The sequence below is a fragment of the Epilithonimonas hispanica genome, assembly GCF_003385395.1.
GTDB lineage: Bacteria > Bacteroidota > Bacteroidia > Flavobacteriales > Weeksellaceae > Epilithonimonas > Epilithonimonas hispanica.
This window is the reverse complement of the sequence record NZ_QNUG01000017.1, coordinates 63797-79864: the sequence shown is the minus strand read 5'-3', so window position 1 is coordinate 79864 and position 16068 is coordinate 63797. Positions and strand designations below refer to the sequence as shown.

Below are 16068 nucleotides of genomic sequence, written 5' to 3'. Positions count from 1 at the left end.
TTGGCTTAATTTTTCATTATCGAAAATAGAGAAAAGAAGTAGATAAAACATTTTTTTACCGTGCAGAACCTTGCTGTAATAATCCACTTTGGTACTTGCAGAAAGATGACTTAAAAGTGCTTCGGGAATAAATTCTAAAACGTGTCTAAGAGATATTTTGTGATCTTTAAAAACTGACATAAATAATTGAGTATCAGTCGTAAAGATACGAAAAAGCACTGGCAAAAACAAACTAATTAACTAATAATCAATAGGTTGAGTTCTTTTATTTTTTTGGTGAAAAAAAATAAAAAGTCGGAAGAAAAATCTTCCGACCATGACTACGAATTAATCGGTCTTTGTAATATTTAATAATCTTTTTAAGATAAATTATTAATTTTTGAATCTAAAGTTTAGTCCAACTTGGAAAACATTGTTTTTTACGTTGTCATTGCTAGTACTGTTACTTTTATAAATATCAGTTAAACCAGCTGTATATCTTGCGTTGATACCAAATTGTGGTGTGAAATAGTAACCAACACCAAGTCCTAAACCAAAATCAAAAGTTTTAAAATCATCTTTGTTTAAAGAGTAAGATTCTGCATCTTGAGTAGAACCATTTTTGGTGTTTTTATATTTATCTCTTGCATCTACAAGGAAACTAAACTGTGGTCCTGCTTCAATATAAAAATTTGGAGTTGCATTGAACTGAGCCATTACCGGTACAGAAATATAATCTAGATGTCTTGCATATTCTGCAGTGTAAGTATTGTTATTTACTGTAGCTTCTCTAGTAATTTTTGAACCTAAATTGTTATACAAAACTTCGGGTTGTATGCTAAACTGTTCAGAAATTGGAGCGTTTAAAAATACACCAGCATTAAAGCCTATTTTGGATTCTTGATCATTCAACCCTCCATCTTTTGATAGGGAAGAAACATTCATACCTCCTTTTAAACCGAATGACGGACTAGTTTGTGCAAATGCAAATGTTCCCGCTACTAAACCTAATCCTAAAAATAACTTTTTCATAATTTCAAATTTTAAATTTTTGTTTTACGGGAGGGATACTTCCAAATTCTTTGCCAAAAATTTAAAATCAAAAGCCATTTTCAGAAAATAAAATAATAAACAACTAATTATCAAGACACTAAAAACGCTATTCTATGAATAAAAACACTAGTTAGAATTGATATTTTTATAGAAATCTAAGGATAAAATGATTTGATCAGCACTCAATTTTTGATCAAAAAGGCAAGAACCAACTCCATTGATTAATGAAAAATTGATATTTCCATCTTGATTTTTCTTGTCATTGAACATCAAATCTATGATTGCGCCATTCTTAAATTCGGATATATCGATGTAAGGGAAAAATCTTTGAATCTTCGCAATAATAGTTGAGGAAACCTCAACATCTATCAAGCCTGCGAGTAGAGCCAAATGCGTCTCACAAATCATTCCGAGAGCAACTGCTTCACCGTGAGGAATCAATTCTCCTTTTTTCATAAATAGACTTTCCACCGCATGCCCAATCGTATGTCCGAAGTTGAGAATCTTACGAACATTCTCTTCTTTAAAATCTTTGGCTACAACCTCATTTTTGATTTCCATACTTCGATTAATGAAAGGCGCGATATCTTCTGGTGTAATCTTAATTAATGAACTTAGATCATTCCAATGATTGGCATCTGCAATCAATCCGTGTTTTAGCATCTCTGCAAAACCACTTCTCAATTCATCAAATTTTAAAGTTTCTAAGAATTTTGGATAAAAGAAAATCCCTTCCGGCAAAGCAAATGTTCCTATGATATTTTTAAGATATTGATGGTCGATTCCCGTTTTTCCGCCAATTGATGCATCACACATCGACAGCAAAGTTGTTGGAACATTAATGAATTTGAAACCTCTTTTATAAGTTGAAGCGACAAATCCACCCAAATCCGTTACAACGCCTCCTCCAAGATTGATAAGAAGTGATTTTCTGTCAGCTTCCATTTCGGAGAAGATTTCCCAAAGTTGTGTTGCTGTACCTATATTTTTGTTTTCTTCACCAGCTTCAATCTCGATAACTTCGAAAGGCGCATCGGTTTCCAAATTCGGGAGTAAAATTGGCAAACAGTGATCGTGTGTATTTTCATCCACCAGAATAAAAATTTTACTCGGTTTGAGTCCTCTAATATATTCATTAAGACTTGTGAAATCTTTATCCAGTTCTTTTATCATAACCAAAATTTTAACAAAAGTAAGAACAAAAAAGAGATTAGATGTTAGATATTAGACATTAGATTTCAGATATTCTGTTATAATTATTTTTAAAAACAAAAAAGAGAAGCAAAACTGCTTCTCTTTATAAATGTATTGAAGTAAAATATTACATATGAATTGTACGCTTTCCAGTCGCATCCAAAGCAGCTTCTTTTACAGCTTCTGCGTAAGTTGGGTGTGCGTGTGAACTTCTTGCGATATCTTCTGCACTGGCGCGGAACTCCATTGCGATAACGCCTTCTGCAACCAAATCCGCTGCTCTTGCGCCAATCATGTGGAAACCTAGAATTTCGTCCGTTTTTTCGTCAGCGATAATTTTCACAAATCCGTCTGTGTCTCCACTTGCACGGCTTCTTCCTAAAGCTCTCATTGGGAAACTTCCTACTTTGTAAGCCACACCTTCTTCTTTCAGTTGCTCTTCTGTTTTACCAACACCAGCAACTTCTGGCCAAGTGTAAACTACGCCCGGAATTAAATTATAATTGATATGAGGCTTTTGTCCAGCTAAAATTTCAGCTACCAAAGTTCCTTCTTCTTCCGCTTTGTGAGCCAACATTGCACCTTTGACAACGTCACCAATGGCGTAAATGTTAGAAACATTCGTCTGCAAATGGTCGTTGGTTTTTACTCTTCCTCTTTCGTCCAGTTCTACACCTGCTTTTTCCAAACCAAGTCCGTCTGTGTATGGTCTTCTGCCAACGGAAACCAAAACATAATCGCCCTCGAAGTTTACTTCTTCGCCTTTTTTGTTTTTAGCGGTTACTTTTACAGAATCTCCGTTTCTCTCCACTGCAGAAACCGCCGTAGAAAGTTCGAATTTCATTCCTTGTTTTCTAAGAACTTTTTGTAATTCTTTGGAAAGAGCGCCGTCCATTCCTGGGATGATTTTGTCCATAAACTCCACCACAGTTACTTGAGAACCTAATCTCAAATAAACTGACCCCAACTCAAGACCAATAACACCACCACCGATAACTACCAAATGTTTTGGAATTTCTTTCAAGTTCAAAGCTTCTGTAGAAGTGATGATTCTTTCTTTATCTAATGTAATAAATGGCAAACTAGATGGCTTAGAACCAGTTGCGATAATTGTATATTTTGAATCAATGATTTCTGAAGAACCGTCGTTTTTCGTCACTTTGATTTGAGTTGCAGATTCGAAGCTTCCAACACCTTCAAAAACAGTGATTTTGTTTTTGTCCATCAGGAAGTTGATTCCTTTTGTTGTTTGCTCTACTACTCCATTTTTACGTTCAATCATTTTTGCCAAATCTACTTTCGGCTCGTTGATGATGATTCCGTAATCAGCAAACTCGTGTTTTGCTTTTTCGAAATGTTCAGAACTGTCAAGCAAAGCTTTGGAAGGGATACAACCCACGTTAAGACAAGTTCCGCCCAACGTAGGATATTTCTCAATAATTGCTGTTTTGAAACCCAATTGTGCAGCTCTGATTGCTGCTACATATCCGCCAGGACCAGAACCGATAACGGTTACATCAAATTGACTCATATCTTTGTGATTATTATTCGAATAAAAATTTCCTCAAAGTTACGAATTTTAGACCAATTCTTAAACTGATTTTATAACGTAATTAATCTCTATTTTTGCATCAGATTTTAAATTCAATTCTAATGTCAATCCAACAAAATTATCAAGCAATACTTTCCCAACTTCCACAAAATGTAAAATTGGTTGCGGTTTCCAAAAACAATCCAGCTGAAAAAATAAAAGAGGTTTATGATTTGGGACAACGTGCTTTTGGAGAGAATAAAGTTCAGGAATTACTGGAAAAACAACCTGTTCTTCCCAACGATATCGAATGGCATTTGATTGGACATCTTCAAACCAATAAAGTGAAATACATTGCAGGATTTATCTCAATGATAGAAAGCGTTGACAGCGAAAAACTTTTGAAAGAAATTGATAAAGAAGCGCTTAAAAACAATCGGAAAATCAACGTTTTGCTTCAAGTTAAAATCGCAAAGGAGGAAACAAAATTCGGATTGACAGTTGATGAAGCAAAAAACATTTTCAACCAATATCTTGAAGGAAATTTTCCAAATATTGAAATAAAAGGTTTAATGGGAATGGCAAGTTTTGTAGACGATGAAACCCAAATCCGTGAAGAATTTTCTATTCTCAAAAACCTTTTTGATGAATTATCTCAACTAAAACCATTAGAAACTTTATCAATGGGAATGAGTGGAGATTTTCCTTTAGCAATAGAATCTGGTTCTAATTCTGTAAGAGTTGGCTCTGCTATTTTTGGGGAGAGGAATTATTAGTTGTTGGGTGTCAGTTGATGGTTGAAGGTTTTGTCAGGCTGAGGCTCTCGAAGCCATTATAAAAATTTAAATTCAATTAAACCAAACTTTTATAAACCTTCATAATCTCATCAGCAATCACCTCATCATTGAATTTTTGAACAAACTGTAATCCTTTTTCTGCACGACGATTTCTCTCGGATTCGTTTTCCCACAGAAAAAGAATTTTAGCTTTGATATCTTCAACACTTTTTGGATTGACATAAACAGAATCTGATCCGCCGGCTTCGGGTAAACAACTTGTATTGCTTGTAATCACAACAGTTTCTGAGAACAACGCTTCGATAACAGGAATTCCAAAACCTTCGAAAAAACTCGGGTAGATAAAAATTTCTGCAAGTTTGTAAATCCCAGCCAATTCTTCCATAGAAACACCTGAAAGAAATTGAACTTCTACTTTTCCTTTTTTAATCTCTTTCTCGATTAGTTTGAAATATTTTGGCTTTTTTGCTCCAACCACAACTATCGGAATGTGACTATTCTTAAGTGCTTTGACAACGTTCAAAAGATTTTTTCTTGGCTCAATCGTTCCGACATTCAAAATAAATCTTTCTGGAAGATTGAATTTTTCTTTGATTTGATTAAGAATCCTCTCAGATTGTTTTTCCTTGAAACTAGCGTGACAACCTTGATAAACTACTTCGATTTTACTTTCCGGAACTTTCAGATAATGGATAACATCTTTCTTGGTCTGTTCCGAAATTGCAATAATTTTATCCGCAGATTGCGCTGCTTTTTTGAATTTCCAAAAGTGGATTTTCCGGTCAATCCATGTGTAATATTCTGGATATCTTTCGAAAATCAAATCGTGGATGGTAACGACTTTTTTAATTGGTTTTTTGTTCCATCGCAAAGGCAATTCGCCTGACAAACCGTGGAAAATGTCCGCATCATTATTTTGAGCATCGATTCCGGTTTTGAGCTGTCGGGAAAATGTTCCTTTTGTTGTCTGGACGAAAGTCACATTGGGCAATTTTAATATTGCTTCGCCTCGTTCAGATTTTTTTTTATTGAATAATAAATATTGATTATCCGGAAAATATGTGGATAAAACCCGAACCAAATCGCGGGAATAATTTCCTAAACCAGACCAGCTGGAAAAAATACGTTTGGCGTCGTAAGCAATCTTCATTAATTTTTATTTTTTTGAGTCCAATTTTCCAAAAAATCTCTGGTTGTAGAAAACTGATAATTATTTTTTTTTGCCCATTTAATAAAATCATCGAAACGACTTTCCATCGATTCTGCTGTATTTTTAAAAGTAAATGCCGGCAGTTTATATTTTGGATTTGAAATGTCTGCAAATTCCCAAGGATGAAAGTAAATATTCAAAAATCCTGTTGAACTTAATGATAATTTGGACAACAATTTATAAATCCAAAGTGGAAAGTTATGAAAACTTAACCAAAACAAAGGAACTCTAAACATCGTAGAAACCGAAGCCGGAAATTGCAACACTTTCTTCTGCCAAAATGGTTTTCGACTAACCTTGAAATTATTATATCTTCCAGGTAAATAAGTTGGATTGATAGAAGAATTATAAAAATATCCTGCATCAGAAACTGCATCTTCCGAAACCGGACTCATTCTCGGCATTCTTAGCCCAACCACTTTTGTATCAAATAATCTTTCTAATTGCTGTTTTGATTCCGCCAAATGTTTCTCCTCAAAATCCGAATGAAACCAAGTGTGAGAAGCCAGCTCGTGACCTTCAGAAAGTAATTGTTGAACCAAATCTTGGTTATTCTCAGCAAAAACTACCGTTGAAAAAAAAGTCGCTTTGATTTGATTCTCTTTCAGGATTCTAAGAATATTCTGAAGTCCTTTTCTGGAAACAGCCAATTGTTCTTCCAAAGGAATCTCGCCGTTATATTCCAAAGGCATATCAAATTCTTCGATGTCGAAACTTAGTAAAATCATTTAATAATTGATATTTGCAAATGTATTATAATTGAATCTTAATGCGAAGATTTTTTAAGAAATCAGAAAATCTTTGCGATAAAAAACTAAATCCTAAAAATTTTTCGAGCGAATAATATAATTGGGCCTTTCTTTGACTTGTTTGAAAATTTTACCCAAATAAATTCCGAATATTCCCAAGATAATCAATTGTAAACCACCAAAAAAAACGATGGTCATAATGAGCGATGCCCAACCTGAGATTTCTGTTCCTGAGACAAAAGATTCAATGACATAAATCGCATAACCAATTACTGAAAAAGCCGAAAATATAAATCCCAAATACGCCGCAAGGTACAATGGTTTCACACTAAAAGCGGTTATTCCCGTAAAAGCAAACTTCATCATTTTTTTAAGATTATAGCTGCTTTCGCCGGCAATTCTGGCACCTGCAAGAAACTGGACTGTGGTTTGTTTGTAGCCCATCCAGCTCGTTAATCCTCTGAGAAACAAATCGTCTTCGTTAAAATTTCTGAAAGATTGGATAACATTAGCATCCATCAATCGGAAATCGGAGCCGCCGCCTTTTTTCAAATCGACATCAGAAATTTTGGATAGAAACTGGTAAAAAATCTCTGATGTTTTTTTCTTGAAATAGGAAATTTCTTCCGGATATTTTCTGTTAGAAAAGCACGACAAACAATAGCGTTGAGGCTAAAATCATCAATTGAAAACTAAGATTTTTATATTGTTTAATTCTAAAATAAGGCGTCATAAATATTATAAATCCTGGAATTAAAAATATGAGATTCGAAATATCTGCATTACCTAAAACCCTTCTTACAACGCCCATTAACGAATAATCCTGACGTGTGCCCAACGCTTGATTTTCCAGATTTTTCCCAGACAAAGAAACATACCAATCGATATAGGATTGGACACCAAATTTCGGGCTGGAAATAAGCATTGGTAAAACAAAAAACAGGATTGCAATAATGATAAAACTTAAGATAAATTTAAATTTATTTTTAATGAAAAAGAAAGCCGATAAACCAACAATTCCATAAACTTTAACAAAGGTTCCAATGAGAATTGAAAATGCAGATTGCGTTTCTTTCCTTTCATAAATGTAAATCGCTGACAACATCAACAATCCGGTCAAAATAATATTAAACTGAAAATAGGTCGCTGCAGTGATGAATTCCTGAAGACAAAGCCAGGCGAAAAAAGATTTTTTTCTGTCAGAAAATGGAAGTTTGTAAATGGCATAAAGAAAAACCAAAGTAATCGCAACGTTCCATAGAACAGCACCAAAACCATCTGGCAACATTGCAAAAGGTGCAATCAATAGACTGAAAAATACGCCGTAATGATTGCTGTCAAAAAACAAATCGGGATATTGCAGAAAAATATTTTTCTCCTGCAACGTGTTGTAAAAAACCCCTTTGAAAATCAAGTAGTTGTTGTAACCGCCTGTTCCTCTTTTGTATTTACTGTAAGCTGTAACGGCGGAGACTATAATGTAGATTACAAAAATAATTCTGTAATCGGAAATCAATTTCAATAACTTATCTTTCAATGTTGTCTTAGGTTATTAATTAAAAATGTCATCCTAACAAGAAATTTAATTCTCATTAAAATGACAAATATAAGTTTAAAATCAATAATTTGCTTATGGCGAATTGCTTTTTGCTATTGGCTTTGGAAATTAAGGATTTTTTAATTTAAACTGCTACATTATTTTCTCTCAACGCATCATTCAAGGATGTTTTTTTGTCTGTCGATTCCTTTCTTTTTCCGATAATCAAAGCACAAGGAACTTGGTATTCTCCAGACGGGAATTTCTTAGTATAGCTTCCAGGAATCACTACGGAACGTTCTGGAACATAACCTTTCATTTCTACAGGTTCATCACCGGTTACATCAATGATTTTAGTTGACATTGTCAAACAAACATTCGCTCCAAGAACAGCTTCTTTACCAATACGAACACCTTCTACAACAATACAACGAGAACCAATGAACGCATCATCCTCGATAATTACAGGTGCCGCTTGCAATGGTTCCAAAACTCCACCGATTCCAACTCCTCCGCTCAAGTGAACATTTTTACCAATTTGAGCACAACTTCCTACAGTGGCCCAAGTATCAACCATAGTTCCTGAATCTACATAAGCTCCGATATTAACGTAAGAAGGCATCATAATTACTCCGCTTGCTACAAAACATCCGTGTCTTGCGATGGCGTGAGGAACAACTCTTACACCTTTTTCTGCATAATTTTTCTTCAAAGGAATTTTATCGTGGAATTCGAAAGGACCTACTTCTATAGTTTCCATTGTTTGGATTGGGAAATACATCACCACACCTTTCTTTACCCATTCATTGATTTGCCATCCGTTTTCCGTTGGCTCTGCTGTTCTTAGTTCTCCTGCATCTAGTTTAGCAACAACTTCTCTTACGGCATTTTGATATTCTTCTTCTTTCAAAAGTTCGCGGTTATCCCAAGCTTTTTCAATTTTTTCCTGTAAAGACATTTCTTAGTTATAATTGATTAATAATTGATTTTAATAAAATAAAAAAGTCCAATAAAAAATTATTGAACTTCATCATTATATTCCTAGGCAAAAATAATAAATTATAGAACACTTCTAGCAAAAAGAAATGCTTTATTCCAATAAGCATCATTTAAAGAAGAAATGATAACGCCCTTGGATGTAGAAGAATGTACAAATGTAACCTCTCCATTGAGAATTTCATTAACAATCCCTACGTGACTTACTGAAGAGCCGCCTGCTGTGGCAAAAAAGAGAAGATCACCAGGTTTTACTCTGGAAACATCAACAGAAATCCCTTCTTTACCTTGATCTGCGGAACGTCTTGGCATTTTAATATTATTTTCATCAAAAACTTTGCAGACCAAACCGGAACAGTCAAAGCCTGCTTTTGTATTGCCTGCATATTTATAAGGTGTTCCCAGATAATGTTCCGCATCATTAATAACAGAAGCTCTGGTTCCTGAAACATTTCCTGAATAATTGGAATTCAGTTTTTTGAGATTGGCAGATTTATAAGTTGTTGTTTTTTTATAAGAATATTTTTTTGCGGATTTAGAAGTTCCACAAGACACCATCAATATCGAGAAAAGTATGAGTAGTACAGATTTTTTCATTTAATTCAATTTAAAAAATAGTTTTTCCTCAATTAGCATTCATTTTTCCGATAACTTAACAAAAATAGGATACTTATCTAAATTAAACAAGAGTTTGAAATGAAATCTAGATTTATTAATTCATAAACTAAATGAAATTAATGTCTTTAAAAATTTTTCACCAACCCAATTCCTGCCGTTTTATTCTGATAGAAAGGCATAACCATCGTTGAAGAATTCTTATTTTTTCCTGTTAATAACTTATTAATTTTTGGATACAACCAGTAAGAAGCTTCCGTTGATAAAATCCCAATTCCTGCGCCAGCAACCACATCACTGAACCAATGTTTGTCATTCAACATTCTGTAAACACCGGTGAAAACTGCAAAAGAATAACCGGAAATGCCCAACCAGAAATTAGTATCCTTATATTCTCTGTACATAAATTGTGCTGATGCAAAAGCAAAAGCCGTGTGACCGGAAGGAAACGACAACCGACTGGATTGATCGGGTCTTTCTTCTTTTGCCAAATGTTTTGTAGGCATTACAATTGCGGATGTCAATAATAATGATGTGCCGTAAATGATGCTTCTGTCTCGGAAATTATGTTTTCCCTCAACTCCAAAAGCATTCAATCCATAAACCAAAACGGCAGGAGCAAATTGCGTGTAATTATCCAGTCGGATATGGTCTGGCTTATGCTCATTGATTTCGTTTCTTGTGGAGAAATTGAGCTGTTTTAATTTGTCAATTTTCAAAGTTGCAACGCCGTAACTTATAAAAACAGTGGGAATAATCAGCTTCTTGTAACTGAATTGATAAGCTTTGTCGAAAGGTAAATGAGCAATAGAAACACTGTCAATAGAATCTTTTTTTACAGCTAAACTGTCCTGAGCCAAAACGTTTTTAGAACTTAATAATATAATTAATATGCCTGAGAATATTAGTTTCATATATAATAAATTCTAAATTAACTTTCAAATTTGGTAAGCTGATTGTCTTTGTAACAATAGAATTCGTAGGAAGGTTCGTTTCGGAAAGTGAAAACCTTTTCCAGATGAATGACATCATAATGATTTTTCAGAGCAGCGTATTTGGTTTTAAGATGATTGGGTAATTCTTCGGGACGAATCGGTCTTTCGATTTCCAAACCGTCATCGAAGGCAAATTCAATCACAAAATCTGTCGACCTCCACGAGATAATCGATTCACTTTTTGCAATCGTAATGCCCAATTTATCTTGCTGGATAATTTTATCAGAAGTGCCAATCAATAAAGTAATTCCGGCGACAACCATTGCGCCGTAACCGATTTTTCTGAAGAGATTTTCACTGAGGTAAGGAAGAATATATTTGACCGTATAAGATGAAATAATCGTCGCCACAGCAATCGCTAATCCCAGCCATAAAGCAAGATTAGAATACAATCCCAGAGAAATATAAATGACAAGCTTGATGAGATGCAGAAAAACTTCATTCGCCGCACGAGTTGCAACAATTTCTTCTTTTTTTAAGCCAAACTTCAAATAAAAGCGATTAAATAACAATCCGATGGCGCCAGTAATTCCGGAAACAAATCCTGCCAGAAAACCGATGATTGCCAAAACATATTTCGGAGACGCTTTTTCATCGGTTTCGTCGTTCTTTACTTTTTTGAAAAGTTGAGGAACATTGGCAATGAGGAAAAAAGCGACAATTAATTGAAGATAATTAGGATTGATATATTTGATGAGGTAAGCGCCCATCAAAACCGCAGGAATCGAAAACGGAACAAACCAAAAGAAAATCTTCCAGTTGATGTGTTTTTTGAAAACCGCAATTCTTGAAACCGAACTTGTAAACGTCCCGATTGTCAATGAAAACGGAACAACAGAAGCTGGCAACAAAAGGTTTAAAATTGGGATTAAAATAAGGCTAGCACCGCCTCCGCAAATCGCACTCAGCCAGAATGCGAGAATGGTTCCGAAGAACAATAAAATAACTTCAACAATCATTTTTACTAATAAAAAAGGTTACAGAACAAGAGCTTGAATTTTATTTTTCACCACAAAAGGCACAAAAGAAAAAATGCTTTTAAAGAATAAAAAAGTAAAAAGCTTAGTTTAGTATTTCTTTTTTTTACTTTTTAGAAATTACATCCACTATAAAACTTTTGTGACTTTTGTGGTTTGGTCTAAATAAAAAAGGTTACACCATAAATTTTACTTTACAAAGGTGCAACCTGATTTAGAAGATATTTTGAAGAAAACTATTTCGCTTTCATTTTTCCGTTTTTAAATCTTTCACTCGCGGTTTGATAATAAGAAATTGTCTCAGAAACTAGTTGTGAATTTTTAGATTTAATTTCTTTCAAAGACTTGTCAGAATCTTTTACGGTAAATTGTTTTACCTTTTTTCTGTCATCAATCTGAGTGAAAATATTGCCTTTCAACATTCCCAAAGTTCTGTAATTTCCAATAAAAGCACGTTCGTCGCCAATTTTAGTTTGGTTAATATCTTTTCCGTACAAGCTTGTCGTGTAATTCCAACCGAGATAACCGAATAAAGTCGGCATCAAATCAATCTGAGAAGTCAGACGATTGATTTTCTCTGCTTTTTGAGGAAGATTGTAAATAATCGCAGGAATATGATGCTTATCGATATTGATTTCCCATTTTCCTGCACTGCTCGCACAATGGTCGGCAACGATGACGAACACTGTGTTTTTAAACCAAGGTTTCGTTTTTGCATCAGCCAAAAATTTCCCCAAAGCATAATCGGTATATTTTACAGCTCCATTTCTGTCACCTTGCGGAAGGTCGATTTTTCCGGCTGGAAAAGTGTAAGGCTTATGATTGGAAGTCGTCATCACAAAATGGAAAAACGGCTTGTTTAATTTACTGCTTTTATCAGCGTATTTAATCGATTGTTTGTACAAATCTTCATCACAAATTCCCCACGCATTTTCAAAACTCACTTCGTTGTCGGAAATATTGAAACGTTGTGTTTTGATATCGTCTGACAAAGGATTTCCACGGTTTCTGTCCACAATATCAAAACCTTGTCCTCCGAAAAAATTATTCATATTATCAAAATAACCGTCGCCACCGTAAATGAAATAAGGCTGATAATTTTTCTCTTTAAAAATAGTAGCCACAGAAAACAAATTCTGATTATCAGGTCTTCTCACAATACTGTTCCCCGGCGTCGGAGGAACGGACAAAGTCAAAGCTTCCATTCCACGCACAGTTCTGGTTCCGGTCGCGTAAAGATTGGTAAACAAAATGCCTTCGTTAGCCAATTTATCATAATTTGGAGTCAGATTATCTTTGTTTCCGAAAGCTTTCAGAAAATCTCCGCTGAAACTTTCTATTGCAATCAGAATGACATTCGGGCGTTGCTCATTATCAGATTTTGTAATTCTGGAAATATCGTCCCATTTGTTGGTAGCGTAAGCCTGATTTTCCTGTAAAAGATTTTTCTTCAGAACAGAATACGCCTCTTTATCATCAATTTTCGGATAGAAAGTTTCGTAGTCTAGTTCATTGGATTTGAAAGCGGTGAAAAATGAAAATGTTCCGTTTTTTCCTAATTCATTTAAAATTAAATTGTTGCTGAAATCTGCCTGTTTGTTTTTCAATATTAAACTTAAAATTAAAGCCGGAATCAATAAAGAAAAAAGAGCGAATCGTTTTGAAATCGGTCTTTTGTCTGAAAATGTATTTCTGAATATCTTTCTTTTTTGAAGGAAAACGAATGTTAAAATAATCAAGGCAACTAATACAAAAATGATTAATGGCAACGGATAAGATTCGTTGATATTGGAAATAACTTCGTAAGTATAGATCAGATAATCAACCGCAATAAAATTAAATCTCACGCCAAATTCATCCCAAAAAGGAATCTCCGCCAACAAGCTGAAATAGATGATGAGTAGGACAATCGTCAGATAAACATAAGTGAAAATCTTATCGAATCTGGAACCAACCCATCGTTTCGGAAAAACCAAAAGATAAACCGAATACAGCAGCAAAAACAATGTCCCAACCGCAAAATCATAACAAAATCCGGTGAAAAATGCCCTTAAAATATAGAACAAATTAAAATCTAAATCCTTAGAAGACCAGAACAAAAATCCAATTCTGATAAGGGTTGAAAATAAAATATATAAACTTAAAATTGAGAATAATACAGCAAATCTGCTGTCAAATATTTGTTTAAATTTTTTAAGAATCATTACTTTTTACGCGTTTAAAAACGTGTAAAGATGATACTCAATTTAGAAGAAATTTAGAATTTACAGTTTTACCGAAAAAATATGATTATTATTTTCGAATCTGTAATCGATAGTCCAGTTCTGAGATTTGCAGATTTCTTGGACAATGGCAAGCCCAAGTCCGCTACCATTATTGTCTTTGGAGAATCTTGAAAATCTTTTGAACAGCAAATCTGAATTCAATTTTTCTGTTCCGGAATTGGATACTTCAAACTCAGATTGGCTTAATCTGATCAAAATTGAACCATTAATTGAAGTATGTCGAATAGCGTTTAAAATCAAATTATTAATCAAAACTTCGGTCAATCCAATGTTTCCATTAACTTTTACATTATCAGAAATTTCAGTTTTTACAGAGATGTTTTTTTGTTCAAAATGTTCCTGCAGAATTTCCATACTTTGATTCAGTAATTCGTCCAGATGTATTTCAGAATTCTCAAATTGCTTATTATCAATTTTTGCTAATAATAAAAGGTTTTTATTAATTCTGGAACTTCTGGACAAAGCGCGGTTCATTTCTTCGGCAATTTGATATTGTTTTTCCGTCAAATCTTGATTTTGTAAAAGAATATCGAGTTTATTTTTCAGAATCGCTAAAGGTGTCTGCAACTCGTGAGAAGCGTTTTCCGTAAACTCTTTCTGTGTTTTGTAAACCGAAATATTTTGTTCTATCAGCTTACTTAATGATTGATTAAGTTCATCAAATTCGGAAACATCTGTTTTAGAAAATTCAATCTTAGTTTGTTGATTTAGATTGAAGGTCTTTAATTTGTCTAAAGTATTTCGAAAAGGTTTCCAAACGGATTTTGAAAGTCTTCTGTTAAGAACTAATAATCCGCCGACAATCAGAATAAAAAGAATAACTGTCGTCACCGAGATGAAAAAAATAGTTTCCTGAGATTCTTCGATATTGGTTTCTATGTTGAAGCGATAAGGTTTTTGATTGAGATAAATAATCTTTGACAAGCATCTGAATCTGTCGATATCTTCAAAATCCAGAAAGTCGTGAGGTTTTTCTACAATGAAAATGCTGTCTTTTAGGTTATCATTTTTTTCTAATTTCCGGATATTAGTACTGGGTTGGACATCGTTCCAAAGTTGTATAGTTTCAATCAGTTTTTCCTCAGTCAACTTCAAACTATTGATTTGGGAAGTTGTTTTTCTGGCAACAATATCATTATGTTCATCCAACTCGTGCTTCCAGATGGCATCAACCACCAGATAATACGCAGGAATACTGATGACCAGAATAATCAGGACATAGATGATGAAGGGTTTGGTGGTTTTACTAAGTAGCGGTTTCAAATCAGTTGTAAGTTAAGAATTTTCCCATTTGTAGCCAGTTCCGTAAACTGTTTTTAAGTATTGTCCACAGCCTGCATCATTTAATTTCTTCTTTAAATTTTTAACGTGGGCATACACAAAATCGTGATTATCCAACATATCTGCAAAATCTCCGGAAAGATGCTCTGCTAAAGTACTTTTTGAAATGACTTTATTTTTATTCCCGATAAAATAAATCAGCAAATCAAACTCTTTTTTTGTCAATGCAATCACTTCATTATTAACAGAAACGGTTTTGGATAAAAGGTCAATTTGTAATTCATTTTGAGTAATGATATTAGAATTGTTAAACTGCTTTCTCCTTATTATAGAATAAATTCTTGCCATCAATTCCGACAAATGAAACGGTTTTGTAAGATAATCGTCTGCCCCTAATTGTAAGCCTTTTATTTTATCATCCAAAGCATTTTTCGCCGAAACAATGATGACGCCGTCTTGTTTATTTTGAGATTTCAACTCTTCCAAAATTTTGAGTCCGTTGCCGTCGGGAAGCATAATGTCGAGGATAATGCAATCGTACTGAAACGTTTCTATTTTATACATCGCTTCGGTGAAAGTCTCTGCAAACTCACACAGATAGTTCTCTTCGGAAAGGTATTCTGCAACACTTTTTGCCAATTCGGTTTCGTCTTCTATAATCAGGATTTTCATCAGTAGTTCTATTTTATAAATATCGGAATTTTTCTTCAGCGAATTTATATTTTGAATTTAGAAGAAATTTAGAATTGATAATATTTTTTACTACGAATTATTCGATGCAGTATAAAAAATTAAGAGGGCAACTAGTGCCCCCTTTAATCAATAATCAGGTTTCTATGAACTCGAATATTTGAAATAATGAATACAAA

13 protein-coding genes and 3 pseudogenes are annotated in these 16068 nt (G+C 34.0%); 1 reads left to right on the top strand and 15 read right to left on the bottom strand.

The window, feature by feature from the left end:
- The 4 genes and pseudogenes from DRF58_RS09835 to lpdA form a co-directional block, all read right to left on the bottom strand.
- A pseudogene (locus DRF58_RS09835) lies at positions 1-180 on the bottom strand (IS4 family transposase); the annotation flags it as partial.
- A 192-nt stretch (positions 181-372) separates the two neighbouring features.
- Positions 373-1011, bottom strand: coding sequence for a porin family protein (locus DRF58_RS09830; RefSeq protein WP_116035055.1), 639 nt, complete (start codon positions 1009-1011; stop codon positions 373-375).
- 147 nt (positions 1012-1158) lie between these two features.
- Positions 1159-2205 (bottom strand): 3-dehydroquinate synthase, encoded by a 1047-nt coding sequence (gene aroB, locus DRF58_RS09825; RefSeq protein ID WP_116035054.1) that lies wholly within the window; start codon positions 2203-2205, stop codon positions 1159-1161.
- 148 nt (positions 2206-2353) lie between these two features.
- The gene (gene lpdA, locus DRF58_RS09820; protein ID WP_116035053.1) at positions 2354-3757 is read right to left on the bottom strand and encodes a dihydrolipoyl dehydrogenase; all 1404 of its coding nucleotides are present in this window, start codon (positions 3755-3757) and stop codon (positions 2354-2356) included.
- A 122-nt stretch (positions 3758-3879) separates the two neighbouring features.
- On the opposite strand from lpdA, the gene DRF58_RS09815 reads away from it, so the two are divergent.
- Complete coding sequence (locus DRF58_RS09815; protein WP_116035051.1) at positions 3880-4533, top strand: YggS family pyridoxal phosphate-dependent enzyme; 654 nt, start codon at positions 3880-3882, stop codon at positions 4531-4533.
- 76 nt (positions 4534-4609) lie between these two features.
- Here DRF58_RS09815 and DRF58_RS09810 read toward each other — a convergent pair whose 3' ends face one another.
- From DRF58_RS09810 to DRF58_RS09760, 11 genes and pseudogenes are all read right to left on the bottom strand, one after another.
- Positions 4610-5704, bottom strand: a complete 1095-nt coding sequence (locus DRF58_RS09810; protein WP_116035049.1) for a glycosyltransferase family 4 protein — start codon at positions 5702-5704, stop codon at positions 4610-4612.
- Positions 5704-6492, bottom strand: a complete 789-nt coding sequence (locus DRF58_RS09805; RefSeq protein WP_116035047.1) for a polysaccharide deacetylase family protein — start codon at positions 6490-6492, stop codon at positions 5704-5706. The genes DRF58_RS09810 and DRF58_RS09805 overlap by 1 nt, the downstream gene beginning before the upstream one ends.
- A gap of 93 nt (positions 6493-6585) precedes the next feature.
- Positions 6586-7161, bottom strand: a pseudogene (locus tag DRF58_RS09800) (glycosyltransferase); the annotation flags it as partial.
- Positions 7157-8050: pseudogene (locus tag DRF58_RS09795) on the bottom strand (glycosyltransferase family 87 protein); the annotation flags it as partial. The pseudogenes DRF58_RS09800 and DRF58_RS09795, both read right to left, overlap by 5 nt.
- Positions 8051-8195: 145 nt before the next feature.
- A complete protein-coding gene (locus DRF58_RS09790; protein ID WP_116035044.1) occupies positions 8196-9008 on the bottom strand; it encodes a 2,3,4,5-tetrahydropyridine-2,6-dicarboxylate N-succinyltransferase in 813 nt (270 codons plus the stop codon).
- A gap of 101 nt (positions 9009-9109) precedes the next feature.
- Positions 9110-9643, bottom strand: a complete 534-nt coding sequence (locus tag DRF58_RS09785; protein WP_116035042.1) for a C40 family peptidase — start codon at positions 9641-9643, stop codon at positions 9110-9112.
- Between the two features lie 146 nt (positions 9644-9789).
- Positions 9790-10575, bottom strand: coding sequence for a phosphatase PAP2 family protein (locus tag DRF58_RS09780; protein WP_116035041.1), 786 nt, complete (start codon positions 10573-10575; stop codon positions 9790-9792).
- Positions 10576-10592: 17 nt separating this feature from the next.
- The gene (locus DRF58_RS09775) at positions 10593-11615 is read right to left on the bottom strand and encodes a sulfite exporter TauE/SafE family protein (RefSeq protein ID WP_116035039.1); all 1023 of its coding nucleotides are present in this window, start codon (positions 11613-11615) and stop codon (positions 10593-10595) included.
- Between the two features lie 254 nt (positions 11616-11869).
- Positions 11870-13699 (bottom strand): LTA synthase family protein, encoded by a 1830-nt coding sequence (locus DRF58_RS09770; RefSeq protein WP_317124860.1) that lies wholly within the window; start codon positions 13697-13699, stop codon positions 11870-11872.
- A gap of 198 nt (positions 13700-13897) precedes the next feature.
- Complete coding sequence (locus DRF58_RS09765) at positions 13898-15181, bottom strand: sensor histidine kinase (protein ID WP_116035035.1); 1284 nt, start codon at positions 15179-15181, stop codon at positions 13898-13900.
- Between the two features lie 12 nt (positions 15182-15193).
- A complete protein-coding gene (locus tag DRF58_RS09760) occupies positions 15194-15871 on the bottom strand; it encodes a response regulator transcription factor (RefSeq protein WP_116035033.1) in 678 nt (225 codons plus the stop codon).
- Positions 15872-16068 lie beyond the last annotated feature (197 nt).

Excerpts from the sequence above, each read along its gene's own strand:
- DRF58_RS09830 (WP_116035055.1), bottom strand. The coding sequence starts at position 1,011 with ATGAAAAAGTTATTTTTAGGATTAGGTTTAGTAGCGGGAACATTTGCA.
- aroB (WP_116035054.1), bottom strand. The coding sequence starts at position 2,205 with ATGATAAAAGAACTGGATAAAGATTTCACAAGTCTTAATGAATATATT.
- lpdA (WP_116035053.1), bottom strand. The coding sequence starts at position 3,757 with ATGAGTCAATTTGATGTAACCGTTATCGGTTCTGGTCCTGGCGGATAT.
- DRF58_RS09815 (WP_116035051.1), top strand. The coding sequence starts at position 3,880 with ATGTCAATCCAACAAAATTATCAAGCAATACTTTCCCAACTTCCACAA.
- DRF58_RS09810 (WP_116035049.1), bottom strand. The coding sequence starts at position 5,704 with ATGAAGATTGCTTACGACGCCAAACGTATTTTTTCCAGCTGGTCTGGT.
- DRF58_RS09805 (WP_116035047.1), bottom strand. The coding sequence starts at position 6,492 with ATGATTTTACTAAGTTTCGACATCGAAGAATTTGATATGCCTTTGGAA.
- DRF58_RS09790 (WP_116035044.1), bottom strand. The coding sequence starts at position 9,008 with ATGTCTTTACAGGAAAAAATTGAAAAAGCTTGGGATAACCGCGAACTT.
- DRF58_RS09785 (WP_116035042.1), bottom strand. The coding sequence starts at position 9,643 with ATGAAAAAATCTGTACTACTCATACTTTTCTCGATATTGATGGTGTCT.
- DRF58_RS09780 (WP_116035041.1), bottom strand. The coding sequence starts at position 10,575 with ATGAAACTAATATTCTCAGGCATATTAATTATATTATTAAGTTCTAAA.
- DRF58_RS09775 (WP_116035039.1), bottom strand. The coding sequence starts at position 11,615 with ATGATTGTTGAAGTTATTTTATTGTTCTTCGGAACCATTCTCGCATTC.
- DRF58_RS09760 (WP_116035033.1), bottom strand. The coding sequence starts at position 15,871 with ATGAAAATCCTGATTATAGAAGACGAAACCGAATTGGCAAAAAGTGTT.